The organism is Microbacterium abyssi (genome assembly GCF_015277895.1).
GTDB lineage: Bacteria > Actinomycetota > Actinomycetes > Actinomycetales > Microbacteriaceae > Microbacterium > Microbacterium abyssi.
The window spans coordinates 2,383,357-2,409,940 of sequence record NZ_CP063815.1 but is presented as its reverse complement, the minus strand read 5'-3'; the positions used below and the strand labels follow the sequence as shown (position 1 = coordinate 2,409,940).

The window sequence follows — 26,584 nt, the reverse complement described above, 5'->3', positions numbered from 1 at the left end:
GTCAGTCGTCCGCGGTCGCGCCCGCCATCGCTGCGGCATCGCGGACGGCGTCGTCGAAGTCGGCCGATTGCGACAGGCCCGCGACACCCAGGCTGCGGCCCTGCGGGTCGCTGGCGATGACACGCATGCCCCGCGCACGGCACCAGGTGGCGAGAGCGGCGAGCATCCAGACCGCGACGGACTGCAGCTGCGTCACCTCGGTCAGGTCGAGGACGATCACGGCAGGGGAATCGCGATCGGTCGGTCGCGCCTCGAGCCAGGCGTCCAGATCCAGCAGCAGGCGCTCCGCGCCGTCGAAGTCGATGTAGCCGCGCAGGCGCCACACCGCGAGGTCGTCGGCGTTCTCCTGAAGGAGCTGTGCGGCGACGGCATCCTGCTCCGCGCCCAAGCCCGCTGCGAGCTCGTCGTTCGCGGCCATCACCTCCGAAGCCGACAGCGTTAGAGGACGGTGCAGCACGTGGAGTCCGAACCTCGTCGCGAGCTGCTGGGCGGCCGCGACGCCGCGCACGCTCGCACCGCTGGCGTCGAGGCGCGGGCTGAACAGACCGAGCCCGAACTCGCCGGGTGAGCTCGCCACGAGTCCGCCAGCGACTCCCGACTTCGCCGGAAGCCCCGCCCGCAGCAGCCATTCGCCGGCGTAGTCGTACATGCCGCAGGTGGCCATGATCGTCATGACGTGCTGACAGGTCTCCGCGCTTGTCACGCGCTGCCCGGTGACCGGATTGACGCCGCCGTTCGCGAGCGTCGCGCCCATCACGGCGATGTCGCGCGCCGTGACGAGCACCGAGCACTGCCGGAAGTAGGTGTCGAGCGTATCCAGGACGGGGGAGGTGAGCGAGCCGGCCCCGTGCATGAGGTAGGCCAGCGCCCGATTGCGGTCGCCCGATGCCTGCTCGGAGGCGAGTACGGCGTCATCGACGCTCAGGTCGCGGCCGGCGAAAGCGCTGAGGCGGGAGAGGATGCGAGCGAAGCGATCCTCGGCAGAGCGGCCGGACACGAGCGACGTCGTGACGATCGCACCCGCATTGACCATGGGGTTCGGCGGGCGTCCGGTGCCGGCTTCGAGCTTCACGGAGTTGAACGCCTCGCCGCTGGGTTCAGCGCCGACCCGGTCGTGGACGGCATCGAGCCCCTGGTCGTCGAGCGCGAGCGAATACACGAACGGCTTCGAGACCGACTGGATCGTGAACTCCACCCCGGTGTCCCCGCTCTCGTACACGCGGCCGTTGAGCCCGCACAGAGCGATCCCGAACAGTTCCGGGTCGGCATCCGCCAGCTGCGGGATGTAATCGGCGACCGCGCCGCGTCTGTCGCTGACCAGCCGATCGTGCACGATGTCGAGGAACGACGTCACGATGTCAGAGAGCTTCTCCCGGGCTGCCATGGGCCCATGCTACGGGCCGTCGGTCGTCACCGATCGTGAGTGAGGCCCGTGCGGATGCCTGCGCTGGAGCACGCCGCGTTAGGCTGAGCGATATGGCTCTGTTCTCCCGCCGCAAGAAGACCGACGACGCACCTTCCGAGTCGCAGACGCCGATCGAGGCGGATGCTGCGGAGGACACTCCCGACGCCGAGCAGCCCACGAGCGAGCTCGCATCCGAGAGCGGAGTCCCCGAGGCTGGCATCCCGGAGGTCGGCATCTCCGTTCAGGCCTTCCGCGGCGTCGGCGCCGCCGCTGGGCCCGAAGTGGCGCTTCCGGATCCGGATGCGGCCGCCCCCGCCCCCCGTGCCGCAGTACCGCAGACGACGGCATCCGCTCGTCAGGCTCCGCAGCCGCCCCAGACCCCGCAGAAGCGCGCGCTGCCGCTGGCTCCGGCCCTCCCGCCGGAGCAGACCGAGTCGGTCCCGGGCATGAAGGACAACGTGCTGCTCCGTGCGGCCCTCGCCGAGCTCGAGGAGGGCGCGACCAACGAGCAGCTCATCGGGGTTCTGCGTCAGATGATGCAGAACCACCTCTACCTGCGCGTCCACGGCGACGCCCGTACGCAGCTCGCCGAGGGCAAGCCCCTGTCGATCGCGGTGGTCCGCGACGGCGAACGCAGCTACATGCTGGCGTTCAGCTCCGCCGAGGCGGTGCGCGAATCCGTGCAGCGCGAGACCGAGCCGACCGCGACGTCGGCGATCGCGCAACCGGTGACCGCGGTGCTCCATCAGGTCGTGACGGGCAGCTTCGCCGGTCTCATCCTCGACAACGCCTCGGGCGTGCATCGCGCCGTGTTCCCGGTGGAGGTCCTCTCGAAGGCGCTCGAGCAGGCCGACGTCGACATGACGATCAAGATGCTCCTCGCTGCTCCGCGTGAAGAGGGCTCCGCGCAGAAGGTCGGCGACGCGCTCGCGACGGCCAAGATGTGGGTCGCTGTGAACGATGGCAGCGGCAACGGCCAGGTCGGCATCGCCGAGGCGCAGACCACCGACGGCCGACGCCTCCTGCAGTTGTTCTCGCATCCGCTCGAGATCGTCGCGCTCGGCCGTGGCGACAAGCCGATGCCGTTCTCGCCCGAGCAGCTCGCGAAGGTGCTTTCCGGCCACAGTGAGCTGGCCGGCGTGATCGTCGATTCAGCCGGACCGTCGATCATCGTGGACCGCTCGGCGCTCGGTGCCGTGCTGGTGCGCGCGGTCGATGTGAGCGAGTAGTCCCGCCGACTCACCCCTACCGTCGAACGCCATGCGCCCATAGGGTCGGAGCATGGCCTCCGAACGCGTGACACTGACGGTCTCCGACCCCGAAGGCGACCGCGACGTCGACCTCTCCAGCCCGAACAAGGTCATCTGGCCGGCCGCTGCGACCGGCTCCGGGGACGACGGGATCACGAAGGCCGAGTTCGCCGACTACGTGCAGACCGTGGCCACGCCCTTCCTGAACGCGAACGGGCACCGCCCGGTGTCGCTCGAGCGTTTCCGCAGCGGCGTGACGCCGGGATCGGAGGCCTTCTTCTCGAAGAATCCGCCCAAGGGCACCCCCGACTTCGTGGACGCGGTGACCGTCACGTACAACAGCGGGCGCCAGCATCCGCAGATCGTCCTGAACCGGCCGAGCGCGATCGTCTGGGCCGTGCAGATGAACACGATCGTGTTCCACCCGTGGGCGTCGCTGGCCGACGACACCGACAATCCGGTCGAGCTGCGCATCGACCTCGACCCGCAACCGGGCACCGATTTCAAGGACGCCGTCGCCGCCGCCCACGGCCTGCGCGAGGTGCTGCGGGAGGCCGACCTCGAGCCGTTCATCAAGACCAGCGGCAACCGCGGGCTGCACGTGTTCTGCCCGATCGAGCCGACGCACGAGTTCCTCGACGTCCGTCACGCGGTCATCGCGGCCGGGCGCGAGCTGGAACGCCGGATGCCGGAGCGGGTCACGATGAACTGGTGGAAGGAAGAGCGCGGCGAGCGCATCTTCATCGATTTCAACCAGGCCAACCGCGACCGCACGATGGCGGGTGCTTACAGCCCGCGCGCGCTGCCCGCGGCGACCGTCTCGACGCCGGTCGAGTGGGACGAGCTCGACGACGTGGACCCCATGGCATTCACGGTGCGCAGCATCCCTGCCCGGCTCGCGGACATCGGCGACCCGTGGGCGCGGATGCAGGACGAGCCCGGCCGCGTCGACACGCTGCTGGGCTGGTGGGAGCGGGATCTCGAGAACGGCCTCGGCGAGCTGTCGTTCCCGCCGGAGTTCCCCAAGATGCCAGGTGAGCCGCCGCGCGTGCAGCCGAGCAAACGGGTCGCCGAGAACTGGGATGCCGAGGGCAACCGGATCGACGGCTGACGCCGCTCAGGCCAGGACGTCGGCGAGGTCGTAGCCGGCGACGGTGTCGAGCTGGTCGTACGTGCACGAGCGCGCCTCGCGATCGGGACGCCAGCGTTCGAACTGCACCGTGTGACGAAAGCGCGCGCCCTCGAGCTGGTCGTAGCGCACCTCGAGCACCCGCTCGGGCCGCAGCCGCACGAACGACACGTCCTTCGCCCCGGTGAAGCGACTGCGTTCGCCCTCACCCTTCACTGCGTCGCCGGACTCGTCGCGCTCCACGAGCGGCGCGAGTTCGTCCACGAGCTCCTGACGCCTCTTGTCGCTCCACGCTGCGACGCCGCCTACCTGCCGCAGGTTCCCGTCGCCGTCGTACAGGCCGACGAGGAGGGAACCGACGCCGGTCCCGGATTTGTGGATGCGGTAGCCGAGCGCGACGACATCCGCGGTGCGCGCGTGCTTGACCTTGATCAGAGTGCGCTTACCCGGTGCGTACGGCTGGTCGAGCGGCTTGGCGACGACGCCGTCGAGTCCGGCGCCCTCGAACTCTTCGAGCCACTGCTTCGCGATCGCATGATCCGTCGTCGTGCGGGTGAGATGAAGCGGATGCCGCGCCCCTTCGAGCAGCTCCTCGAGGCGCGCGCGGCGCTGGTGGAACGGCTCGTCGAGCAGCATCTCCTCGCCGAGCGCGAGCAGATCGAAGGCGATGAACATCGCCGGGGTCTCCTCAGCGAGAAGGGCGACGCGGGATGCCGCGGGATGGATGCGCTGGCTGAGCGCCTCCCAGTCCAGACGCTGCGAGCCCGGCTCGCCGGTGGCGACGACGATCTCGCCGTCGAGCAGGCACGGCTCGGGGAGGATCTGCGGCAGGGCCTCGACGAGCTCGGGGAAGTAGCGCGTGAGCGGCTTCGCGCCGCGCGAGCCGATCTCGACGGTGTCGCCGTCCCACGCGATGAGCCCGCGGAAGCCGTCCCACTTCGGCTCGAACAGCATCCCGCCGGGCGTCTTCGCCGGATCCGGGACGGCCGCCGCGGCCTTCGCGAGCATCGGTGCGGGGATCTCATAGCGCATAGGGCCATCCTGGCCCGGGTCCGCCGCAGGGGGAAGGCCGTCGGCTTTCCGCAGTCGCGCGGACGTGCGATCCTTTAAGGAATGAATGAGATCCAGGGCCCTACGCCCGCCGGCACGTCCCGCCCGTACCGAACTCTCGCCGAAGCGCTCCGTGCGCACCGGATCGATCCTGCGAACCATGCGTTCATCACCGCGATCGTGGATGCCGTCGGAATCACTTCTCTGATCGACCGGGGCCGCTACATCGAGGCGATCCGTCGCGGCGAGGGCGCGCCGCTGCACATCGGCCGGACCTACACCAACGGCTTCACGGAGGACGAGCTGATCGTCGTCGGTTCGGCGCCACTGCGTCTCCAGCCCAGCGAAGGCCGCGCGCCGTACTTCTACGCCGTGCACCCGAGCGAGTTCCTGCCGGTGGCCACGTCGTCGAAGAAGACTTCCCGCACGCCGAGAACGAGCAGCGTGAGCGCGCCGCGGGCGCCGAAGTCCACGCCGGTCGCCGAGCGCGACTACGGTGTGTGCGACGTCTGCTTCATGGTCCGCAACGCAGCAGGCCGCTGCAACTGCGACTGACTACTGCTCCAGCCTGGTCTGCAGCCGACGGGAAACCTCGGCGATCGGCATCGCCCGCGGGAACACCGCCACCACGACGTCGTCCGGTTCGTCGTCCGCCGCATCGGGGAGCACTCCGTACCGTCGCCGCACGTCATCCAGCGCTGACTGCAGCACGGTCGGCGGCACTCGCTTCGTGCCGCGCAGCAACTGACGCAGTACGTGATTGTGCACTGCGGTGACCAGGGCGGCGAAGCCGACGGCATCCAGCGGGTCGATGCCGGGAAGCGCACGGCGCAGGTAGTCGTCGAAGAGCCGCTCGTAGCGGAAGACAGTCACGATCTCGCGCTCGCGCAGTGCAGGCACCTGCCGCACGACCTGGTACCGCTGGCGCGCCAGCTCCGGGTCGTGCGCGAAGTGAGCGAAGACATGCTGGGAGGCGCGGCACACCGCGTCCCACGGGTCGGGGTGCGTCTCGGACAGGAAGTCGCGCAACTCGGCCAGCAGAACCTCGTGATCGGCGAAGACGACGTCCTCCTTGCCGCCGAACTGGCGGAAGAACGTCGACCTCGAGACACCTGCAGCCTTGGCGATCTGCTCGACCGACGTCTGGTCGAATCCCTGCGCCCGGAACAGGTCCAGCGCTGCGGCGACGACGCCGCCCGGCGTTTCCACGGACTCATGCATGCGAGAAGCCTAACGCCGGGTGAACGCGACCGCCGTCGACTGAGGCGCTCAGACAGGAGTAGTAAGCTTTGTTCCTGGTCGATATCTCGACATCGAGAGACTTTCCGGACCGCAGCCCAGTGAAGGAAGCACAGTGGATCTGTACGAGTACCAGGCACGAGACGTTTTCGAGAAGTACGGAGTGCCGGTCCTCGCCGGCATCGTCGCGGACACCCCCGAGGAGGTGAAAGCGGCAGCCGAGAAGCTCGGTGGCGTGGTCGTAGTCAAGGCTCAGGTCAAGACCGGTGGTCGAGGCAAGGCGGGCGGCGTCAAGGTCGCCAAGAACCCCGATGAGGCGTACGAGGCCGCCAAGTCCATCTTCGGCCTGGACATCAAGGGCCACGTCGTCAAGCGCGTCATGGTCGCCGCCGGTGCCCGCATCGCCGAGGAGTTCTACTTCTCCGTGCTGCTCGACCGCGCGAACCGCTCGTACCTCTCGCTGTGCAGCGTCGAGGGCGGCATGGAGATCGAGCAGCTCGCGGTGGAGAAGCCCGAGGCGCTCGCGCGCATCGAGGTCGACCCGCTGACCGGCATCGACAAGGCGAAGGCCGTCGAGATCGCTCGCGCCGCGAACTTCCCCGAGGACCTCGTCGAGAAGGTCTCCGACGTCTTCGTGAAGCTGTATGAGGTCTACAAGGGCGAGGATGCCACGCTCGTCGAGGTCAACCCGCTGGTCCGCACCGAGGACGGCGACATCATCGCGCTCGACGGCAAGGTCACCCTCGACGAGAACGCGTCCGAGATCCGCCACCCCGAGCACGAGGCGCTCGAGGACAAGGGCGCTGCCGACCCGCTCGAGGCCAAGGCCAAGGAGTCGGGCCTGAACTACGTCAAGCTCGACGGTCAGGTCGGCATCATCGGCAACGGCGCGGGGCTCGTCATGTCGACCCTCGACGTCGTCGCCTACGCCGGTGAGGACCACGGCGGAGTGAAGCCCGCGAACTTCCTCGACATCGGAGGCGGTGCATCGGCCGAGGTCATGGCCGCAGGCCTCGACGTCATCCTCGGTGACCCGCAGGTGAAGAGCGTGTTCGTCAACGTGTTCGGCGGCATCACCGCGTGCGACGCCGTCGCGAACGGCATCAAGGGCGCCCTGCAGACGCTCGGCGACACCGCATCGAAGCCGCTCGTCGTGCGCCTGGACGGCAACCGCGTCGAAGAGGGCCGCGCCATCCTCGCCGAGTACGCCCACCCGCTCGTGACTCTCGCCGCCACCATGGACGAGGGCGCCGACAAGGCCGCCGCGCTGGCGAACGCCTGACCCTCCGAGACCTCAGAAAAGGATTAGAGAAATGTCGATCTTCCTGAACAAGGATTCCAAGGTCATCGTCCAGGGCATCACCGGCGGCGAGGGCACCAAGCACACAGCTCTCATGCTCAAGGCCGGTACCCAGGTCGTCGGCGGCGTCAACGCCCGCAAGGCCGGCACGGCCGTCTCGCACACCGACAAGGACGGCAATGCCATCGAGCTCCCCGTCTTCGGCTCGGTCGCCGAGGCCATGAAGGAGACCGGCGCCGACGTGTCGATCGCGTTCGTCCCCGGTGCCTTCACCAAGGACGCCATGATCGAGGCCATCGACGCCGAGGTCCCGCTGCTCGTCGTCATCACCGAGGGCGTGCCGGTCGGCGACTCCGCCGAAGCGTGGGCCTACGCGAAGAGCAAGGGCAACAAGACCCGCATCATCGGCCCGAACTGCCCCGGCATCATCACACCGGACGAGGCGCTCGTCGGCATCACCCCGGCGAACATCACCGGTAAGGGCCCGATCGGACTCGTCTCGAAGTCGGGCACCCTGACCTACCAGATGATGTTCGAGCTGCGCGACCTGGGCTTCTCGACCGCCATCGGCATCGGCGGCGACCCGGTCATCGGCACGACGCACATCGACGCTCTCGAGGCGTTCGAGGCCGACCCCGAGACCAAGGCGATCGTCATGATCGGCGAGATCGGCGGCGACGCCGAGGAGCGTGCGGCCGAGTACATCAAGGCGCACGTCACCAAGCCGGTCGTCGGCTACGTCGCGGGCTTCACGGCTCCCGAGGGCAAGACCATGGGCCACGCCGGCGCCATCGTCTCCGGCTCAGCCGGAACCGCACAGGCGAAGAAGGAGGCCCTCGAGGCCGCCGGCGTCAAGGTCGGCAAGACGCCGTCCGAGACGGCTGACCTGATGCGCGCGATCGTCGAGAGCCTGTAAACCCAGGTAGACTATGAGTGAAGGCCCCGGGCTCCACCCCGGGGCCTTCACTTGTACCCGGGGCCCGTCAGGGTCCGACACTTCAGCGCTCGACACTTCGGCCCTCAGAGCGTCAGGCGCGGACGCCTGGACCGTCAGGCCCGGAAGACGACGAGGGGCGGATGCCGCAGCATCCGCCCCTCGATTCGCGCAGCGCGAGCGTCAGATGACGCCGAACGCAGCCTCGATCGGGCCGCGTGCGAAGAACAGCACGAAGCCTGCGCCGACGATCCACAGCAGCGGATGGATCGTCTTGGCGCGGCCGGAGAGCGCGTTCACGACGATCCAGCTGACGAAGCCCGCGCCGATGCCGTTGGCGATCGAGTAGGTCATCGGCATCACCGTCGCCGTGAGGAACACCGGCAGCAGCACGCGGAAGTCGCTGAAGTCGATGTTCTTGATCTGCGAGAGCATCATCGCGCCGACGAGCACCAGGGCCGCGGCTGCGACCGCGCCGGGAACGAGCGAGGTCAGCGGCGTGAAGAACATCGCCAGTAGGAACAGGATGCCGGTCACCGAGGTCGCAAGACCCGTGCGGGCGCCCTCGCCGATGCCGGATCCGGACTCGACGAACACGGTCGCGGACGACGAGGAGGTCGCACCACCGGCGATCGCGCCGACGCCCTCGACGACCAGCGCCGATTTGATGCGGGGGAAATCGCCCTTCTCATCGGCGAGCCCTGCTTCCTTGGCGAGACCGGTCATGGTGCCCATGGCGTCGAAGAAGTTCGAGAAGATCAGCGTGAACACGAACATCACGAGCGCGACCACGCTGACCCGGCCGAGGTCGAAGCCGAAGTCGACGGCGCCGATGAGGCTGAGGTCGGGCAGGCTCATGATGCCGCCGGCGAAGCCGAAGTCCAGACCGAACGGCCAGATGAGGTTCGCGATGGCAGCGAGCACGGTGCCGCCGACGAGGGCGATGAGGATCGCGCCCTTGACTCGCAGCGCGATGAGCACGCCGCCGAGCAGCAGCGTGATCACGAACAGCACGGTCGGGACGGACGCGACGGAGCCGCCGATGCCGAGGTCGACGGGGGGAGACGCGTTGCCGGTCGCCGTGACGAAGCCGGCGTTGACGAAGCCGATGAAGGCGATGAACAGCCCGATGCCGACCGTGATCGCGAGCTTGAGCTGCACGGGAACGGCGTCGAAGATCATCTTCCGAAGGCCGGTGGCGGCGAGCAGCACGATCACCGCACCGTTGATCATGACCAGGGCCATCGCCTCGGGCCAGGTCACCGAGCCGACCACGGAGAACGCGAGGAACGCGTTGATGCCCAGACCCGCCGCGAAGGCGAACGGCAGGCGGGTGACGATGCCGAACAGCAGCGTCATGACACCGGCGGTGAGCGCGGTGGTCGCGGCGACCGCGTTGCCGTCGAGCACGGTGCCCTCGACGTCGGGAGTCGAGAGGATGATCGGGTTCAGGATCACGATGTAGGCCATCGTGACGAACGTGACGATGCCGCCGCGCACCTCGGCGCTGATCGTCGAGCCGCGCTTGGTGACTTCGAAGAAGCGGTCCAGCCCGTTCTTCGGCTCAGCGGCCTGTTCGGGTGCTGCGCTCGTGGCGGAGCCGGGTGCGGACGAGGGGGGATTTGTCATCGGGGAACCTCCTCGGGAACGATATCGTGTCCGGCATCCCTCGCGCGCGCCACCGCTAGGCGATCAGGTTCTCGTCGTAGTCTCGTTGAGTCATGCAACGCCTCCTCGTCGCGATTCTCGCTGCGGTCGACGCTGCCATCGCTGCGGCCGTCGGCCTCGCCGTGCTGCTCGCCCCGCTGACGCTGCTGTGGACGCTCGCCTTCGGCGCGAGCGCCGACTGGGGTGCGCTCTGGCCGGTCGCCGGCACCCTGTGGCAGTTCGGCCACGGCGTTCCCGTCGACATCGTCGTGCCGGATGCCGTGATCTCGGCGGTCGGCATCTCACCGGATGCCGCGAGCTTCACGCTCTCGCTGACCCCGCTCGCCTTCCTCGTCTTCACGCTGCTGTTCGCCGCTCGTTCCGGGAGCAGGGCCGCGCGCTCCGGCGCCTGGCTTCTCGGCGTCATCGCGGGTTCGCTTGCGTTCGCGCTGATCGCCACCGCCGTCGCCATCACGGCACGCGCGGAACTCGCTCAGGTTCCGCTCGGCCTCGCCATCCTGCTGCCCGTCGCCGTGTACCTGGTCGGGTCGCTGAGCGGAGCCGTCGGATACGCGTGGCGCGAGGGCGACGCGGGCCTCATCGACCGCATCCATGACCGCGTGGACTCGCGGGGCGCGTGGAGCGTGCTCCCGGCGGAGATCGTCCGCGGGACCGCAGCCGTCATCGTCGCCCTCACCGGCATCGCCGGACTGGCGGTCGCGCTGCTGGTCGTGCTGCGCGGGGGAGAGGTCGTCGCGCTCTTCCAGGCGGTGCGGGTCGATGCCACCGGTGCAGCCGTGCTGACGCTCGGTCACATCGCCTATCTGCCCACGGTGCTCGTCTGGGCGATCGCGTGGATCGCCGGACCCGGCTTCGCCGTGGGCGCCGGCACGGCGGTGTCTCCCTCCGGCACGCAGCTGGGAGTCGTGCCCGGCATCCCGGTTTTCGGACTGCTGCCGGAGAACAGCTCGATCTGGATGCTGATCGTGGTGCTGCTGCCGGTCGGCGCCGGCGCGTTCGCCGGCTGGCTGGTCCGTTCGCGGCTGGTCTGGCAGGATGCCGCGCGGCCCGCGGCTCCTCGCGCGGTGATCGCCGCGGGCATCGCCCTGCTCAGCGCCGGCATCGTCGCAGTCGCCGCGGTGCTGGCATCCGGTTCGATCGGCCCGTCCCGCATGGCGCAGGTGGGGCCGCATGCCGGCTGGACCGCGCTCGCCGTCGGAGCCGAGGTGCTGGTCGGTGCCGCCATCATGCTGCTCGCGCCGCGACACCGCGACGAACTGGCCGAGGAGCGCACAGACCGCTGGGTGGCGCAGATGGGAACGTCGCCGACGTCGGACCCCGCGGCGACCTTCTCGTGGGCGGATGCCGAAGGGCACGCCGACGCCGCCTCGGCCGACGCGAACGACCCGGATGCGAACGACACCCAGCCCCTGGACGATCACGGCTTCTTCGGGGACGGCAGCACTCCCGCACCCCGGTAGACTGACCGGGTGCTCACGGTCGCCGTTCTCATCTCTGGCACCGGCTCGAACCTCCGCGCCCTTCTCGATGCCGCACGCCACCCTGACTTCCCCGCGCGGATCGTCGTGGTCGGTGCCGACCGCGACGCGGAAGGTCTGGCGCACGCCGAGGAGTTCGGCGTCCCGAGCTTCACGGTGCCGTTCCGCTCGTTCGAGAGCCGCGAGGCCTGGGGCGAGGAACTCGGCCGTCAGCTCGACACCTGGCAGCCCGACCTCGTCGTGCTGAGCGGCCTGATGCGGCTGCTGCCGGCATCCCTCGTCGCCCGCTACGCGCCGCGCATCATCAACACCCACCCGGCCTACCTGCCCGAGTTCCCCGGCGCGCACGGCGTGCGCGAGGCGCTCGCCGCCGGCGTCACGCAGACCGGTGCGAGCGTCATCGTCGTCGATGACGGCGTCGACTCCGGGCCGATCCTCGCCCAGGAGCGCATCGCGGTGCAGCCCGGCGACACCGAGCAGAGCCTGCACGAGCGCATCAAGCCCGTCGAACGGCGGCTGCTGATCGACGTCGTGCGCCGCATCGCCACCGGCGATCTCGCACTGACCCACTGACCGAGAACCCGAACGCCCACGCAAGAAGGAGATATCCCATGGCCGGTCCGAGCCGCGACAAGTCCCTCTACCGCGATCGCGATGTCGTCCCGATCAAGAGGGCGCTCGTGTCCGTGAGCGACAAGACCGACCTGCTCGTGCTGGCTGCGGCGCTCGCCGACGCCGGCGTCGAGATCGTCTCCACCGGGTCCACGGCCGCGACCATCCGCGAAGCCGGCTACGACGTCACCGACGTCGCCGCGGTCACCGGCGTGGCCGAGATGCTCGACGGTCGCGTGAAGACCCTGCACCCCAGCATCCATGGCGGCCTGCTCGCCGACCTGCGCCTGGAGGATCACGAGCGCCAGCTCGCCGAGCTCGGCATCTCGCCCTTCGAGCTCGTCGTCGTCAACCTGTATCCGTTCGTGGAGACCGTCGCATCCGGCGCGTCCGGTGACGACGTGGTCGAGCAGATCGACATCGGGGGGCCCGCCATGGTGCGCGCCTCGGCGAAGAACCACGCCAACGTCGCGATCGTCGTCTCCCCGGAGTCGTACCCCGCCCTGATCGAGTCGATCGCCGCGGGCGGCACCACCCTCACGCAGCGCCGCGAGCTCGCGGCGCGCGCGTTCGCCCACACCTCCGCGTACGACACCGCCGTCGCGGCGTGGTTCGCCGAGGGAACCCTCACCGAGGGCGGCGAGCTGCCAGAGCACCTCACGATCAAGGCCGAGCGCATCGCCACGCTGCGCTACGGCGAGAACGCGCACCAGCGCGGGGCGATCTACTCGCGCGTCGGCGGCCACGGCATCGCGCAGGCGGTCCAGCTGCAGGGCAAGGAGATGTCGTACAACAACTACGTCGACGCGGATGCCGCGCTGCGCGCCGCGTTCGACATGATCCTGCCGGCCGTCGCCATCGTCAAGCACGCCAACCCGTGCGGCATCGCGACCACCGCCCCGAACGCCCTCGACCCGATCGCCAGCGCGCACCTGCGGGCCCACGAGTGCGACCCGGTCTCGGCGTACGGCGGCGTGATCGCCACCAACGGCACTGTGACCCTGAAGATGGCGGAGAACCTCAAGGACATCTTCACCGAGGTCATCGTCGCCCCGGCGTTCGAGCCGGCCGCGCTCGAGGTCTTCAAGGCCAAGAAGAACCTGCGCCTGCTGGAGCTGCCCGCCGACTGGCAGCAGGAGGAGATGGACGTGCGCCTGGTCTCCGGCGGACTGCTCCTGCAGGATGCCGACCGCTTCCCCGACGACATCGACTCGGTCGCCAACGGCTGGGAGCTCGTCACCGGTGAGCGCCCGAGCGACGAGGAGATGAGCGATCTGATCTTCGCGTGGAAGGCGTGCCGCGCCGTGAAGTCGAACGCCATCGTGCTCGCCAAGGGCAAGGCCACCGTCGGCATCGGCATGGGACAGGTGAACCGCGTCGACTCCTGCCGCCTCGCGGTGGAGCGGGCGGGGGATCGGGCAGCGGGGACGATCGCGGCATCCGATGCGTTCTTCCCGTTCGCCGACGGCCCTCAGGTGCTCATCGACGCCGGCATCTCGACGATCATCCAGCCCGGCGGCTCGGTGCGCGACGACGAGGTCATCGCCGCTGCGAAGGCCGCCGGCGTCACGATGTTCTTCACAGGCGAGCGCCACTTCTTCCACTAGACACTGCCATGTCCGATTTCCGCGAGCCAGCGGCATTCGGACGTGTCAGAGTGGAGGCATGAGCTTCCCGACGATGACCTTCGACGAGCGGTACCGCGCGATCGACGCGCGCGACATCCGCTTCGACGGACAGTTCGTCACGGCCGTGCATTCCACCGGCATCTACTGCCGCCCGTCCTGCCCCGCCCGCACGCCGAAGCGGGAGAACGTCAGCTTCTATCCGACCAGCGCTGCCGCCCATGAGGCGGGGTTCCGAGCGTGCAAGCGATGCCTGCCGGAGGCGGCACCGGGCTCGCCCGCGTGGGACGCGCGAGGAGATGCCGCGGCTCGCGCCATGCGCCTCATCGCCGCCGGCGTGGTGGAGCGCGAGGGTGTGCCGGGGCTCGCCGCGCGCCTCGGGTACTCCAGCCGGCATCTCACCCGGCTGCTGACCGCCGAGCTCGGCGCAGGGCCACTCGCACTCGCCCGCGCGCACCGCGCCCACAACGCGCGGATGCTGCTGGTCGGCACCGACCTGCCGATCGCCGACGTCGCGTTCTCGGCCGGTTTCGCCAGCATTCGCCAGTGCAATGACACGATCCGCGAGGTGTTCGGACTGACGCCGACCGAGCTGCGGGCCCGGCGGCACGGCGGCGTCGCAGTGCCCGGCGAGATCGACCTGCTGCTCCCGCACCGCTCGCCGATGGACGCCGCCGGCATCTTCGCCTGGATGGCGGCACGCGCAGTACCCGGCGTCGAGACGACCACGGACTGCTCGTTCGCCCGCCATCTCCGGATGACCGGCGGACCGGCCTGGTTCGAGGTCCGCCAGGATGACGGGGGAAGACTGCGACTGCGCGCCCGCGTGACGCACCTCGGCGACCTCGCGCCGCTGGTCGCGACGACCCGGCGGATCTTCGACCTGGATGCCGATCCCATCGCCATCGCCGCCGCGCTGTCGACGCACCCGCAGCTCGCGCCGCTCGTGGCCGAGGTGCCGGGAATGCGCGTCCCGGGAGCCGCCGATCCGCACGAGATGCTCATCCGCGCCATGGTGGGTCAGCAGATCACCGTCGCCGCCGCGCGCACCGCACTGACCGCGCTGACAGATGCGCTGGGGGAGCGGACCGGCGAGAACGGCATCCTGTTCCCGACCATGACCGCGATCGCCGAGCACGGCGCCGAGGTGCTGCGCGGGCCGGGTGCCCGGATCCGCGCGATCACGGGTGCCGCGGCCGCGCTCGCGGACGGCTCGCTCACTCTCACGGTCGGCGACGACAGCGCCGCACAGCGGGAGGCGCTGCTGGCGATGCCCGGCATCGGACCGTGGACCGCCGACTACGTGCGGATGCGCGTGCTCGGCGATCCCGACGTGCTGCTGCCGGGAGACGTCGCCGTCCGCGCCGGAGCGGCGGCGGCCGGCATCCCATCTTCCGCTCGCGAACTCATCGCCTGGGCCGAACGCGCGGCCCCGTGGCGCAGTTACCTGTGCGCGCACCTCTGGCGCGCCGCGCCCGTCCGACCTGCCAAGATTTCGAAGAAGGAGCTCTCATGACCGCTCTCATCCAGACCATCGACACCGCCGACGGCCCGTTCACGATGCTCGTCGACGAAGAGCAGCGCGTGCTCGCCTCGGGCTGGACCGCCGTCCACGACGACATCATCCACCGGCTGGCTGTGAAGTACCGGCCCGCCGAGATGCGTGAGGGCGAGACGGATGCCGCATCCGCCGTCCGCGCCTACTACGCCGGCGATGTCGCCGCGATCGGCACGGTCGCCGTCCGCCAGCACGGCACCGACATGCAGCGCACCGGATGGGACGCGCTGCGGCGCATCGCGCCGGGAGAGCCGCTGACCTACGCGGAGTTCGCCACGGCCCTCGGCAGCCCGAGCGCGGTGCGGGCCGCGGCATCCATCTGCGCGCGCAACGCGCCGGCGCTGTTCGTCCCCTGCCATCGCGTGCTGCGCAGCGACGGGTCGCTGGGCGGCTTCGCCTGGGGCCTCGACGTCAAGGAGTCCCTGCTCGCGCACGAGCGTGCGCCGCGCTGATTTCGAACGGAGGGTGAACGAATCAGGGAATGATGCTTGCCTTCAGCCGGTTCACAGGAATAGGCTGATGGGCTGTCGCGCCGACCGGTGCGAGCTTCGAGCCTGAGGAGGACACCATGATTTCGATCGCCGTCGCGCAGATCACCACTCCTGGCTCGAACCCGGAGTTCTCGCGCGGCTGACGTCCCGCCGCCCCACCGCATCACGGGCGCAGCATCGGCCGCAGCGTCCGTCCCTCGATCCTCTTCCGCTCCGCACCTCGTCTGAGAGTCATGTCTTCCTCGTCGTCATCCTCCACGCCGTCCGCTTCGCTGTCCACTCCCGCCGCTCTCTGGCGTCTCGCACCGTTCGTCAAGCCGGTCGTCTGGCGCTTCGTCGGCGGTGCCGCCAGCGCGCTCGCCGCCGCCGTCATCGCCCTGATGATCCCGATCGTGCTCGAGCAGATCGTGCGCGGGCTCGACACCGCCGCGAGCATCGCGATCATCGTCGGCGGCGCCGCCATCGTGCTCGCGCTCGGCCTCGGCGAGGCGATCATGGTGTGGCTGCGGCGCTGGTTCATCCTCAAGCCCTCCACCGAGGTCGAGTACCGGATGCGCACGCAGCTGTACGCGCGTCTGCAGACGCTGCCGGTCGCGTTCCACGACCGCTGGCAGTCCGGGCAGCTGCTGAGTCGCATGATGCAGGACATCAGCCTGATCCGACGCTGGCTGGCCTTCGGTCTCATCCTGCTCGTCGTCAACCTCCTGACGATCATCATCGGCTCGGTGCTGCTGTTCCGCTGGCACTGGCTGCTGGGCACCATCTTCATCGTGACCGCCATCCCGCTGTGGATCACCGGCTACCGCTTCGAGAAGCGGTACGGACGCCTCGCGCGTCAGAGCCAGGATCAGGCCGGCGACCTCGCGACCAGCGTCGAGGAGAGCGTGCACGGCATCCGCGTGCTGAAGGCGTTCGGCCGCGGCAAGCACGCGCTGACACGCTTCAGCACGCAGGCCGAGTCGCTGCGCACGACCGAGCTCAGCAAGGCACGCGCGGTCGGCACGATCTGGTTCTGGCTCGACCTCATGCCGCAGATCGCGTTCGGGCTCAGCCTGATGTCGGGCATCTGGCTGATCTGGCAGGGCGCCATCGACGAGGCGCAGCTGTTCGCGTTCTTCGCGATGGCGACCGTGCTGCGGTGGCCGATCGAGTCGATCGGATTCCTGTTCTCGTTCATGCTCGACGCGCGCACCGCGACCGACCGCGTGTTCGACATCTTCTCCGAGACGAACACGATCACCGACCCGGAGAACCCGGTGCAGATCGCCGAGCCCCGAGGTGAGCTCGCGTTCGAGGGCGCGCACTTCCGCTATCAGGATGCCGGAGCCGCTGAGCGCGATCTGCTCGACGGCATCGACCTCGTGCTGCGACCAGGCGAGACCATGGCGCTCGTCGGTCTCACCGGCAGCGGCAAGACCACGCTGACGACGCTGCCGGCGCGCCTGTACGACGTCACCGGCGGGCGGGTGACGCTCGACGGCGTCGACGTGCGAGATCTGTCGCTCGTCGAGCTGCGTCAGCACATCGCGATGGCGTTCGAGGACGCCACGCTCTTCTCGGCATCCGTGCGCGAGAACGTGCTGCTCGGCCGCGCCGAGCTCGACATCCATAGCGAAGAGGGTGAGCGGGTCCTTCGCGAAGCGCTCGACGTCGCCCAGGCCGGCTTCGTCGACGCGCTCCCCGAGGGCGTCGAGACCGTCATCGGCGAGGAGGGGCTCAGCCTGTCCGGAGGCCAGCGGCAGCGGCTCGCGCTCGCGCGCGCCGTCGCGGCCAAGCCCAGAGTGCTCGTGCTGGACGACCCGCTCTCTGCCCTGGACGTCGACACCGAGGCGCTCGTCGAGGAGGCGCTGCGCCATGTGCTCGCCGACACCACGGCCATGATCGTCGCGCACCGTCCCTCGACGGTGGCGCTCGCCGACCGGGTCGCGCTGCTCGAAAAAGGCCGGATCACCGCCGTCGGCACGCACTCCGAGCTGCTGCGCACGAGCGCCCATTATCGGCACGTGATCTCCAGCCTCGAGGCCGAGGAGGCCGCGCGCACCGGCGCGATCCCCATCATCACGGACGAAGACCTCGAGGCGGCAGGAGAAGCCGCTGTCGCTCGTACTGAGCGAGCGTCAGCGAGTCGAAGTGAAGCATCCGCACACGAGGATGAGGAGGTGCAGGCATGAGCACGGCACTCACCGGAACACAGGGCGAAGACCGCTCGAACTACACCCGCGAGGAGAGCAGGGCGATCCGTCAGCGCTCGCTGCGCCTGCTCGGGTCGCTGGTGTCACCGCTGCGCGCGCGGATCGTGCTCGCAGCCGTCGTGCTCGTGGTCTCGACCGCACTGCAGGTCGCAGGCCCGATCCTGATCAGCATCGGCATCGACCGGGCGCTGCCGGCGGTGCTGGAGCGCGCCGACTGGATGCCGACCTTCATCATCGGCTTCACCTACCTGTTCGCCGGGGCCGCTGCCGCAGCGCTTATCGGCTGGTACGTCGTGGTCGCGGCCCGCATCACGCAGGCGGTGCTGATCGACCTGCGCAAGCGCATCTTCCTGCACACGCAGCGGCTGAGCCTCGAGTTCCACGAGACGTACACGTCCGGGCGCATCATCTCGCGCCAGACCAGCGACCTCGATTCGATCCGAGAACTGCTCGACGGGGGACTGAACAACCTCGTCTCGGGCGTGCTGTTCGGTGCGTTCACGTTCATCGCCCTGATCGTGTGGGACTGGCAGTCCGGCGTGATCCTGCTGCTGGCCGGCATCCCGCTGTTCCTGCTGATGCGCTGGTTCTACTCGCGCTCGCAGGTCGTGTTCCGCGAGTCGCGCGTCATCAGCGCCAAGGTGATCGTGCAGTTCGTGGAAACCATGACCGGCATCCGCGCGGTCAAGGCGTTCCGCAAGGAGCCGCGCAACGACGCGACCTTCCAGAAGGTCGCCGGCGAGTACCGCGACGTCAACCGACGGTCGATGCTGCTGTTCGGCACGTTCGAGCCGGGGCTGATGTCGGTCGCGGCGCTGACGCTCGGTCTGGTCGTGCTGTGGGGCGGCATCCGCGTCGCCGATGGCGCGCTCACGGTCGGTGTGCTGCTGTCCGCGGTGCTGTACGTGCGCAACTTCTTCGCGCCGATGCAGGAGATCGCGATGTTCCTGAACTCCTACCAGTCCGCCACGGCGGCGCTGGAGAAGGTGTCGGGCGTGCTCGAGGAGCAGCCGACCGTGCCCGACCCTACGGAGCCGGTCGACCTGTGGGAGTCGCGTGGTCACGTGCGGTTCGAGGAGGTCACGTTCGGCTATTCGGGAGAGAAGACGATCCTGCCGAGCTTCTCGCTCGACATCGGAGCGGGCCAGACGATCGCGCTGGTCGGCACGACCGGTGCGGGCAAGTCGACGCTCGCGAAGCTCATCTCGCGGTTCTACGACCCGTCGCTCGGTCGCGTGACGCTTGACGGCGTCGACCTGCGTTCGCTGCACCCGAAGGACCTGCGCCGCGCGATCGTGATGGTCACGCAGGAGGCGTACCTGTTCAGCGGGACCGTCGCCGACAACATCGCGCTCGGGAAGCCGGATGCCTCGCTCGACGAGATCCGCGCCGCGGCACGTGCGGTCGGCGCGGACGAGTTCATCTCGGCGCTGCCCGACGGTTACAACTCCGATGTGAACAAGCGCGGCGGGCGTGTGTCCGCGGGGCAGCGGCAGCTGATCTCGTTCGCGCGCGCGTTCCTCGCCGATCCAGCGGTGCTGATCCTCGACGAGGCCACGGCGTCGCTCGACATCCCATCGGAGCGCCTCATCCAGGACGCGCTGCAGACACTGCTCGCCGACCGGACCGCGATCATCATCGCCCACCGCCTGTCGACGGTTGCGATCGCCGATCGGGTGCTCGTGATGGAGCACGGCGAGATCATCGAGGACGACACTCCCGCCGCGCTCATCGGCGGCACGGGCAAGTTCGCGCAGCTGCACGCGGCCTGGCAGGAGACGCTCGTCTAGCGCGGCTCCCGGCGCGCCGCGGGCGACCGATACGATCGAAGCGTGGATCCGATCTGGATGCTGGCCGCCGAATGGTGGTGGGTCGCGCCGACCGCGGTCGGGGCAGGCGCCGTCACCGCTGTCGGTGTGCGCCGGCGGCAGAAGACCAGCGGCAGGCGTCTGGCTCTGGATGCCGCGCGCAGCGACCTGCGGAACGCGCAGCGCGAGGTCGTCGAGCGTCGCCGCGCCGTGAAGCTCGCGCGCGCCGAGCACGCCCGCCTCGTCGCCGAACGCACAGCGTCAAGGGCCACGAACGCCGATGTCGCCAGTGCTCGCCGTGGGCTGAAGCAGGCCGAGAACGATGCGAAGGCCGCAGCGGCCGACGTCCGTGCCCGTCGTGCTCGCGTCAGCGCCGCGCAGGCCGAGCTGCCTCCGGCGTCCGAGGTCGATCGATACCCGCTCGCCCGGCTCCGCCATGCGCATGACGCGGTGACCGCTCGATGGATGGACTACGAGACCGACCCTGCGAAGCTGATCGCGTACCCGGTGATGAGCGACGGCAAGGATCCGGCGATGTCGGCGTTCCTCGCAGCGGCGCGGCGCGCGCGCGACCTGCGGCCCGCCTCGTCGAGCGTGACGCCCGCCGAGTACGCCGAATACCGGGATGCCGTCGCCGACCTCGCGCGCGCGTTCGAGGTCGCCGAGTACACCGCGAAAGAGCGGGCCGCGGGTCGTGACCCGGACGCCGCGCAGGCCTGGCAGGACACCGCGCACGACGTGATCAGCCGGTCGGCCGAGGCTCTCGACAGAGCAGCGGGGGCCGCGGCATCCGCCATCGCGGCGTGGTCGGCGCGTCGCAAGCCGAACAAGAGCGAATCGCCGGAGGCGTAGGCGTCAGGCGGGCAGTGCGCGCGTGCGCACCAGCTCCTGGTACCAGCGGCCGGAATCCTTGACGGTGCGTTCGAGGGTGCCGAAGTCGACGCGGACGATACCGAACCTCTTCGCGTACCCGTAGCCCCACTCGAAGTTGTCGAGCAGCGACCAGACGAAGTACCCGCGCAGATCGACGCCGCGCTCCAGAGCCCGATGCGCCGCGGTGAAGTGGCGGCGCAGGTAGTCGGTGCGCTCCGGGTCGGGAACCGAGCCGTCCTCTGCGACCTCGTCCTCGAACGCGGCGCCGTTCTCCGTCACCATCAGCGGCTGACCGGGGAACTGCTCGGACAGCGAGACGAGGAGCTCCTCGAGCCCTTCGGGGGCGATGTTCCAGCCCATGGACGTGTACGGCCCGGGCTGCTCGACGAACTCGACGAGCTGATCGCTGCCGGGCCAGGCCGTGCCCGACGAGGTGCCCTTGTGCCCGTCGTTCTGCTGCTTCTCGGACACGCCGTCCCAGAGCCGGACCGTCGCGGTCGAGTAGTAGTTGACGCCGAGCACGTCGATCGGCTGGTTGATGGTCTGCAGGTCGCCGTCGTGCACGAACCCCCAGTCGGTGACCCCGGCGGTGTCGGCGAGCAGATCGGCCGGGTATTCGCCGCGCAGCATCGGGCCGGTGAACGCCCGGTTCGCGAGGGCGTCGATGCGGCGCATCGCCTCGGATGCCTCGTCGCCCTGCCCGCGCAGGACGTGGAAGTTCAGCGTCACCGAGTAGTCCGGATCGCCGGTGGACGTGGCGCGCAGCGCCTGGAGGGCGCGACCGTGTGCGAGATTCAGGTGGTGCACGGCGGAGAGTGCGGAGGCGGGTTCGGTGCGTCCCGGTGCATGACCGCCCTGGCCGTAGCCGAGGTACGCGGAGCACCAGGGTTCGTTCAGCGTCGTCCAGGTCTGGACGCGGTCGCCGAGCGCCGCGCCCATGATCTCGGCATAGCGCTCGAACGCGTCGGTCGCCGCGCGGGAAGTCCAGCCGCCGGCATCCTCGAGGTACTGCGGAAGGTCCCAGTGGTACAGCGTGGCCACGGGCCGGATGCCGCGATCGAGCAGACCGTCCACTAGGCGCGAGTAGAAGTCGATGCCGGCCTGATTGACAGCGCCGTCCGCGGTCGGCTGGATGCGCGGCCAGGCGATCGAGAACCGGTAGGCCTCGAGCCCCAGCTCCTTCATGAGGTCGAGGTCCTCGTCGACGCGATGGTAGTGGTCGCAGGCGACGTCTCCCGTGTCGCCGTTCCACACCTTGCCGGGGGTCTTGCTGAACGTGTCCCAGATGGACGGGGTGCGGCCGTCCTCGGATGCCGCGCCCTCGATCTGGTACGACGCCGTCGCCGAGCCGAAGGTGAACGACGGCGGAAAGACGAGCCCGGAGTCGCGGTAGTCGGCCGAGCCGGTGGTGGTCGTCATTCAGTGGGCTCCTCGAGATCGGCGGTGTACGTGCGGGCGGTGCCGTCGGGCGACGTCACCGTGATCGAGCGACGGCCGGCGCCGCCGGGGAAGACCCGCAACTGCAGTCCGTCATGGTAATCGTAGTCAGGGCGGTCATCGCGGGCGCCCCAGGGGAGCACCGCACCCGGGCGCACGTACAGCGGCAGCGACTGGTAGCCGTGCGTCTCGCGCAGCCACCGCCCGCCGGTCACGCGCTCGCCGGTCAGCAGCGACGTCCACTCGCCCTCGGGCAGATAGAACTCCACCTCTCCCGTCTCGGAGAACACCGGCGCGACCAGGAGGTCCCCGCCGAGCATGTACTGGCGGTCGAGGTAGGCGACGGACGGGTCGTCGGGGAACTCGAGCTGCATGGGGCGCATGAGCGGTGTTCCGGTCTGCGCGGCCTCGACGCCACGCTGATAGAGGTAGGGCATCAGCCGCATCTTCAACTTCGAGAAGACTCGGGTGACGTCCACGGCCTCTTCGTCGAATGCCCACGGCACACGGTAGGAGCGCGAACCGTGGAAACGGGAATGACTGGACAGGAACCCGAAGGCGACCCATCGTTTGAAGACGGCGGGATCCGGTGTGCCTTCGAATCCGCCGATGTCGTGGCTCCAGAAACCGAATCCGCCGAACGCGAGCGAGAGGCCGCCACGCAACGACTCGGCCATCGACGCGAACGTCGATGCGCTGTCGCCGCCCCAGTGCACCGGGAAGCGATGTCCGCCGACGGTCGCCGAACGGGCGAAGACCACGGCATCCTGTCCTTCGCGCTCCTGCAGCACCTCGAAGACGGCCTCGTTGTAGAGCTGCGCGAAGCGGTTGTGCATGCCCTCCGGATCGCTGCCGTCGTGCCAGCGCACATCCAGAGGCACCCGCTCGCCGAAGTCCGTCTTGAACGTGTCGACGCCCTGAGCGGCCAGTGCCCGCAGCTTGTCCTGATACCAGCGTCGTGCATCCGGATTCGTGAAGTCGACGATTCCCATGCCCGCCTGCCACATGTCCCACTGCCAGACGGTGCCGTCCGAGCGCTGCAGTAGGAACCCCTGCCCGGCAGCCTCGGCGAACAGCGGCGACCGCTGCCCGATGTACGGGTTCACCCATACGGAGACCTTCAAGTCCCTTTCGTGCAGACGTCGCAGCATCCCCTCGGGGTCGGGGAACACCCGCGGATCCCACTCGAAGTCGCACCAGTTGAACTCGCGCATCCAGAAGCAGTCGAAATGGAAGACACTCAGCGGCAGGTCGCGTTCTGCGAACCCATCGATGAAGGAGTTCACGGTCTGCTCGTCGTAGTCGGTGGTGAAGCTCGTCGAAAGCCAGGTGCCGAACGACCACGCGGGCGGCAGAGCAGGTCGTCCCGTCAGCGCCGTGTAGCGTTCGAGGACGTCCCGCTGCGTATCGCCGGAGACGATATAGTACTGCAGCCGTTCGCCCGCGACCGCGAACTGCACGCGTTCGACGTTCTCCGAGCCCACTTCGAAGGACACGTGACCGGGATGGTCCACGAGAACGCCGTATCCGCGATTCGTCAGGTAGAACGGCACATTCTTATAGGCCTGCTCGCTGGACGTGCCGCCGTCTGCGTTCCAGGTCTCGATCGACTGGCCGTTCTTCACCAGGGGCCCGAAGCGCTCGCCGAGGCCGTATACGAGTTCGCCCACACCGAGGTTCAGCTGCTGATGCAGGTATCGCTGCGAGCCGCCGCCGCGGTGCCGGCGCAGCTGATCCTCCAGCTGCCCGTCCAATGCGACGGATTCGGCGACGTCCAACAGCGCGACGGATTTCTCCTCCGCGGTGGTGAGCACGGTTCCGGCGCGCTCGAAGGACAGGTTCCATCCTTCGCCGGCCGCGATCCGAGCGACGAGGTCGCCGCTGGCGAGCGTGCCGCCGCTCGCGTCCAGGGATGCCACGCCCGCCGCCGACGTCGGATCCAGACCCGGCAGATCGAAGCCCTCGTGGATCCGGCCGCCGGTGTGGTGCTCGATCAGAACGCCGATCACACCCTCGATCGGAGCCGAGAGCGTCACGGTCAGGACGGGCCGGTTCAGCGTGTCGCCCCGAGTCTCGATGACCTTCGTGGGGGCGGTGACCACGAGGCGCCCATCCTTCGCCTCGATGTCATGCGCCTTCCGCGCGTACAGGGCGCTGACACCCTCGCGCAGCTGCCAGAACCCGTCAGTGAACCTCACTGCACTACCTCCTCGGTCAGGAATGAGCGGGCGTCGAGGTTGATCTCGCGCTCCGTGTCGATGTGGACGGTGATGGTCCGGTCTCTCCAGTGGACCCGGTGTGCGCCGACGGAAGCGGCGGTGCGGGCGCGCAGACCAGCCGAGAGCAGCTCCCCGTCGCGCCATTCCAGGTCGACGAGGATGCCGGGGCGCGCGACCAGGCCGCTGACGCGCCCCGTCTTCAGCTGCGGTGCCAGGGCAGGAAGGAGCCTTATGCCGTCGTGGGATTGCAGGAGCATCTCCACGAGAGCGCCGATGAAACCGAGATTCGCATCGATCTGGAACGGCGGATGCGCGGCGAAGAGATTCGGATACAGCCCGCCCGCCCACTCGCCGGACACCGCCTCGGCGTCGCGGAGGAACAGCTCGATCAGATCGCCGGCGCGGTCGGCCCTGCCGAGCCGCGCCCAGAGCGCGAGCTTCCACACCAGGGACCAGCCACTGGAGTCGTCGCCGCGTCGCTCCAGTGTCGCGGCCGCCGCGGCGAGGCGGTCGTCGTCCCAGAGCTCTGTGCCGGGGAACAGGCCGAACAGGTGGCTCAGATGGCGATGGTGCCTGTCCTGCTCGGGGCGGGCGCCGTCCCACTCGACGATCAGGCCGGACGGCGTGACCTCGGGCATCGAGGGCAGGCTCCTCAGGCGAGCCGATGCGGCTTGCACCACCTGGTCGTCATCGAACCCGAGCGCGTCCGCGGCCGACACGGTCTTCTCCCAGAGGGCGCGCAGCAGCGCGGTGTCCATCGTGCTCGTCATGGTGAGAGAGGCGACTTCGCCGTCGGGCAGGAGGAAGGCGTTCTCCGGGGAGGTCGCAGGGGAGGTGGTCCCATCGCGGTGCCATGACAGGGCGAACTCGGCCGCCCCGCGCAGAGTGGGCCAGATCTCGCCGAGATGCTCGATGCCGGCGGCACCGAACTCCCACGCCTCGGTCAGCATCGAGGCGAGCCACGCGCCGCCCATCGGCCAGAAGGACCATCGTGGGTCCCCGGCCCCGCGTCCTGGCGCCGTCGCGTAGAGCCAGGCGTCGGTGTTGTGGTGCACTGTCCAGCCCGGTGCGCCGTACAGCCGCGCGGTGTGTTCGGCAGCCCTGGCCGCGAGTGCGCGGGTGAAGGACGTCAGCGGCCGGGCGTGATCGCTCAGCGATGTGACGTGCGCTCCCCAGTAGTTCATCTCAGTGTTGATGTTCACCGTGTACGCGCTGCCCCACGGGGGTCGCATCTCGCTGTTCCAGATGCCCTGCAGGTTCGCCGGCAGCACTCCGGCGCGCGAAGACGACACCAGAAGATAGCGGCCGTAGTCGAAGAGCAGCGCGGCGATGTTCGGGTCGGCTGCGAGAACTCCTCCGGGGTCGGCGCGCGCTCGGCGCAACCGCGACGAGGTGTCAGGCGCGTCAGGCGCTTCAGGCGCGTCAGGCGCATCACCGAAGGAGAGCTCGACCGAGTTCAGCAGCGAGCGCATGGTCGCCTCGGTGTCGGACAGCAGCCGATCCACACCTGTGCGTGCCGCTTCGTCGAGCCGGGCGAGAGCCGATCGCAGCGCATCGGCGGCTGATCCGACCGGGCGTTCACCGGGACCGGCGAAGGTCGTCGCAGTCGTGAGCAGGACGATCGTTCGCGACTGCTCGGCGACGACCCGTGCTGCGATCGTCGCTTCGAGTGCCGAGCCGGGCTCGTGCGACCATCGGGCGGCCGGCAGATCCGGCTCGTGACCGGGCGCGACATCACTCGGCAGACGCAGCAGCAGCGCCTGCGTCCCGTCGTCAGGTGTGACCGGGACAGGGGCGTCCGACACAGGACCGCGCAGCGGCGAATCGAGAGCGACCCGGACCGGGAGCGCCGGTTCGATGACGTGCACGAGCACGCTCGTCTCGTGGGCGACGAAGGTCGTCGTGCGGACGGATCCGGCGCGCGAGCGGTGCACGCCGCTCTTCAGATCCAGTTCACGAGTCGGGGACGCGGCGTCCGCAGCCAGATCGTCGATCTCGATCACGGCATCGCCGAGGGGGACGAACGACTGCGCATACTGCGTCTGCATCTTCTTCAGCGGAGCTTCGGCCGCACGCGGTCGCCCTGCGGTGATCGCCGCTCGTGCTTCTGCCAACAGGGCGGCGCACGTGTCGGCATCCGGGAATGGACCACCGCCGGACTCGGACGACGGCGACCCGGACCATGCTGTCGCGTCGTTGAGGTGCAGCCTCGTCGACGAGACGCCGCCGTCCGTCATCGCTCCGAGTCGCCCGTCGCCGAGTGGCAGGCATTCCAGCCACGTGCGTGCGGCACCCGTGAATCGGATCGTTCCCATC

General features: G+C 69.3%; 20 protein-coding genes. 13 read left to right on the top strand and 7 right to left on the bottom strand.

All coding sequences use genetic code 11. The features are described from left to right. Nucleotide 1: 1 nt before the first annotated feature. The gene (glsA, locus tag IM776_RS11670) at nucleotides 2–1,384 is read right to left on the bottom strand and encodes a glutaminase A (protein ID WP_194420266.1); all 1,383 of its coding nucleotides are present in this window, start codon (nucleotides 1,382–1,384) and stop codon (nucleotides 2–4) included. 92 nt (nucleotides 1,385–1,476) lie between these two features. On the opposite strand from glsA, the gene IM776_RS11665 reads away from it, so the two are divergent. Together IM776_RS11665 and ligD are read left to right on the top strand one after the other, a co-directional pair. Beyond that, nucleotides 1,477–2,634 (top strand): SseB family protein, encoded by a 1,158-nt coding sequence (locus IM776_RS11665; protein ID WP_194420265.1) that lies wholly within the window; start codon nucleotides 1,477–1,479, stop codon nucleotides 2,632–2,634. A 52-nt stretch (nucleotides 2,635–2,686) separates the two neighbouring features. Continuing rightward, nucleotides 2,687–3,766 carry a non-homologous end-joining DNA ligase gene (gene ligD / locus IM776_RS11660; protein WP_194420264.1) on the top strand — a complete coding sequence of 360 codons (1,080 nt, stop codon included), beginning with the start codon at nucleotides 2,687–2,689 and terminating at the stop codon, nucleotides 3,764–3,766. A 6-nt stretch (nucleotides 3,767–3,772) separates the two neighbouring features. Here ligD and IM776_RS11655 read toward each other — a convergent pair whose 3' ends face one another. Next, nucleotides 3,773–4,816 (bottom strand): ATP-dependent DNA ligase, encoded by a 1,044-nt coding sequence (locus tag IM776_RS11655; RefSeq protein WP_194420263.1) that lies wholly within the window; start codon nucleotides 4,814–4,816, stop codon nucleotides 3,773–3,775. A gap of 81 nt (nucleotides 4,817–4,897) precedes the next feature. Here IM776_RS11655 and IM776_RS11650 point away from each other — a divergent pair, with 81 nt between their 5' ends. Next, nucleotides 4,898–5,389 (top strand): SLC41A family transporter, encoded by a 492-nt coding sequence (locus tag IM776_RS11650; RefSeq protein WP_194420262.1) that lies wholly within the window; start codon nucleotides 4,898–4,900, stop codon nucleotides 5,387–5,389. Here the strand turns inward: IM776_RS11650 and IM776_RS11645 are convergent, their stop codons facing one another. Beyond that, the gene (locus IM776_RS11645; RefSeq protein ID WP_194420261.1) at nucleotides 5,390–6,055 is read right to left on the bottom strand and encodes a TetR family transcriptional regulator; all 666 of its coding nucleotides are present in this window, start codon (nucleotides 6,053–6,055) and stop codon (nucleotides 5,390–5,392) included. It lies immediately after the preceding gene. A 133-nt stretch (nucleotides 6,056–6,188) separates the two neighbouring features. Here IM776_RS11645 and sucC point away from each other — a divergent pair, with 133 nt between their 5' ends. Together sucC and sucD are read left to right on the top strand one after the other, a co-directional pair. Next, nucleotides 6,189–7,355 (top strand): ADP-forming succinate--CoA ligase subunit beta, encoded by a 1,167-nt coding sequence (gene sucC, locus IM776_RS11640; RefSeq protein ID WP_194420260.1) that lies wholly within the window; start codon nucleotides 6,189–6,191, stop codon nucleotides 7,353–7,355. A gap of 31 nt (nucleotides 7,356–7,386) precedes the next feature. Continuing rightward, on the top strand, nucleotides 7,387–8,289 hold the full coding sequence (gene sucD, locus IM776_RS11635; RefSeq protein WP_194420259.1) for a succinate--CoA ligase subunit alpha: 903 nt from the start codon (nucleotides 7,387–7,389) through the stop codon (nucleotides 8,287–8,289). A gap of 201 nt (nucleotides 8,290–8,490) precedes the next feature. Here the strand turns inward: sucD and IM776_RS11630 are convergent, their stop codons facing one another. Next, nucleotides 8,491–9,936, bottom strand: a complete 1,446-nt coding sequence (locus tag IM776_RS11630; protein WP_194420258.1) for an NCS2 family permease — start codon at nucleotides 9,934–9,936, stop codon at nucleotides 8,491–8,493. A gap of 92 nt (nucleotides 9,937–10,028) precedes the next feature. Here IM776_RS11630 and IM776_RS11625 point away from each other — a divergent pair, with 92 nt between their 5' ends. The 8 genes from IM776_RS11625 to IM776_RS11590 all read left to right on the top strand — a co-directional run bounded on the left by IM776_RS11625 (nucleotide 10,029) and on the right by IM776_RS11590 (nucleotide 20,591). Beyond that, complete coding sequence (locus IM776_RS11625; RefSeq protein ID WP_194420257.1) at nucleotides 10,029–11,435, top strand: cell division protein PerM; 1,407 nt, start codon at nucleotides 10,029–10,031, stop codon at nucleotides 11,433–11,435. A gap of 9 nt (nucleotides 11,436–11,444) precedes the next feature. Further along, the gene (gene purN, locus IM776_RS11620; protein ID WP_194420256.1) at nucleotides 11,445–12,026 is read left to right on the top strand and encodes a phosphoribosylglycinamide formyltransferase; all 582 of its coding nucleotides are present in this window, start codon (nucleotides 11,445–11,447) and stop codon (nucleotides 12,024–12,026) included. 38 nt (nucleotides 12,027–12,064) lie between these two features. Then, nucleotides 12,065–13,672, top strand: a complete 1,608-nt coding sequence (gene purH / locus IM776_RS11615; RefSeq protein WP_194420255.1) for a bifunctional phosphoribosylaminoimidazolecarboxamide formyltransferase/IMP cyclohydrolase — start codon at nucleotides 12,065–12,067, stop codon at nucleotides 13,670–13,672. A 58-nt stretch (nucleotides 13,673–13,730) separates the two neighbouring features. Next, a complete protein-coding gene (locus IM776_RS11610) occupies nucleotides 13,731–15,206 on the top strand; it encodes a DNA-3-methyladenine glycosylase 2 family protein (RefSeq protein WP_194420254.1) in 1,476 nt (491 codons plus the stop codon). Further along, nucleotides 15,203–15,700: a methylated-DNA--[protein]-cysteine S-methyltransferase gene (locus IM776_RS11605; RefSeq protein WP_194420253.1), complete on the top strand. Its 498-nt coding sequence runs from the start codon at nucleotides 15,203–15,205 to the stop codon at nucleotides 15,698–15,700. The genes IM776_RS11610 and IM776_RS11605 overlap by 4 nt, the downstream gene beginning before the upstream one ends. A 272-nt stretch (nucleotides 15,701–15,972) precedes the next feature. Then, nucleotides 15,973–17,910, top strand: coding sequence for an ABC transporter ATP-binding protein (locus IM776_RS11600; protein ID WP_194420252.1), 1,938 nt, complete (start codon nucleotides 15,973–15,975; stop codon nucleotides 17,908–17,910). Next, the gene (locus IM776_RS11595) at nucleotides 17,907–19,721 is read left to right on the top strand and encodes an ABC transporter ATP-binding protein (protein WP_194420251.1); all 1,815 of its coding nucleotides are present in this window, start codon (nucleotides 17,907–17,909) and stop codon (nucleotides 19,719–19,721) included. The genes IM776_RS11600 and IM776_RS11595 overlap by 4 nt, the downstream gene beginning before the upstream one ends. Before the next feature lie 42 nt (nucleotides 19,722–19,763). Next, nucleotides 19,764–20,591, top strand: coding sequence for a hypothetical protein (locus IM776_RS11590; protein WP_194420250.1), 828 nt, complete (start codon nucleotides 19,764–19,766; stop codon nucleotides 20,589–20,591). A 3-nt stretch (nucleotides 20,592–20,594) separates the two neighbouring features. Here IM776_RS11590 and IM776_RS11585 read toward each other — a convergent pair whose 3' ends face one another. From IM776_RS11585 to IM776_RS11575, 3 genes are read right to left on the bottom strand one after another with little or no spacing between them, the layout of a single operon-like run. Further along, nucleotides 20,595–22,031, bottom strand: a complete 1,437-nt coding sequence (locus tag IM776_RS11585) for a glycoside hydrolase family 1 protein (RefSeq protein WP_194420249.1) — start codon at nucleotides 22,029–22,031, stop codon at nucleotides 20,595–20,597. Continuing rightward, the gene (gene yicI, locus IM776_RS11580) at nucleotides 22,028–24,247 is read right to left on the bottom strand and encodes an alpha-xylosidase (RefSeq protein WP_194420248.1); all 2,220 of its coding nucleotides are present in this window, start codon (nucleotides 24,245–24,247) and stop codon (nucleotides 22,028–22,030) included. Before yicI ends, IM776_RS11585 begins: the two co-directional genes overlap by 4 nt. Beyond that, nucleotides 24,244–26,583: a glycosyl hydrolase family 95 catalytic domain-containing protein gene (locus IM776_RS11575; RefSeq protein ID WP_194420244.1), complete on the bottom strand. Its 2,340-nt coding sequence runs from the start codon at nucleotides 26,581–26,583 to the stop codon at nucleotides 24,244–24,246. The genes yicI and IM776_RS11575 overlap by 4 nt, the downstream gene beginning before the upstream one ends. Between the last annotated feature and the right edge of the window lies 1 nt (nucleotide 26,584).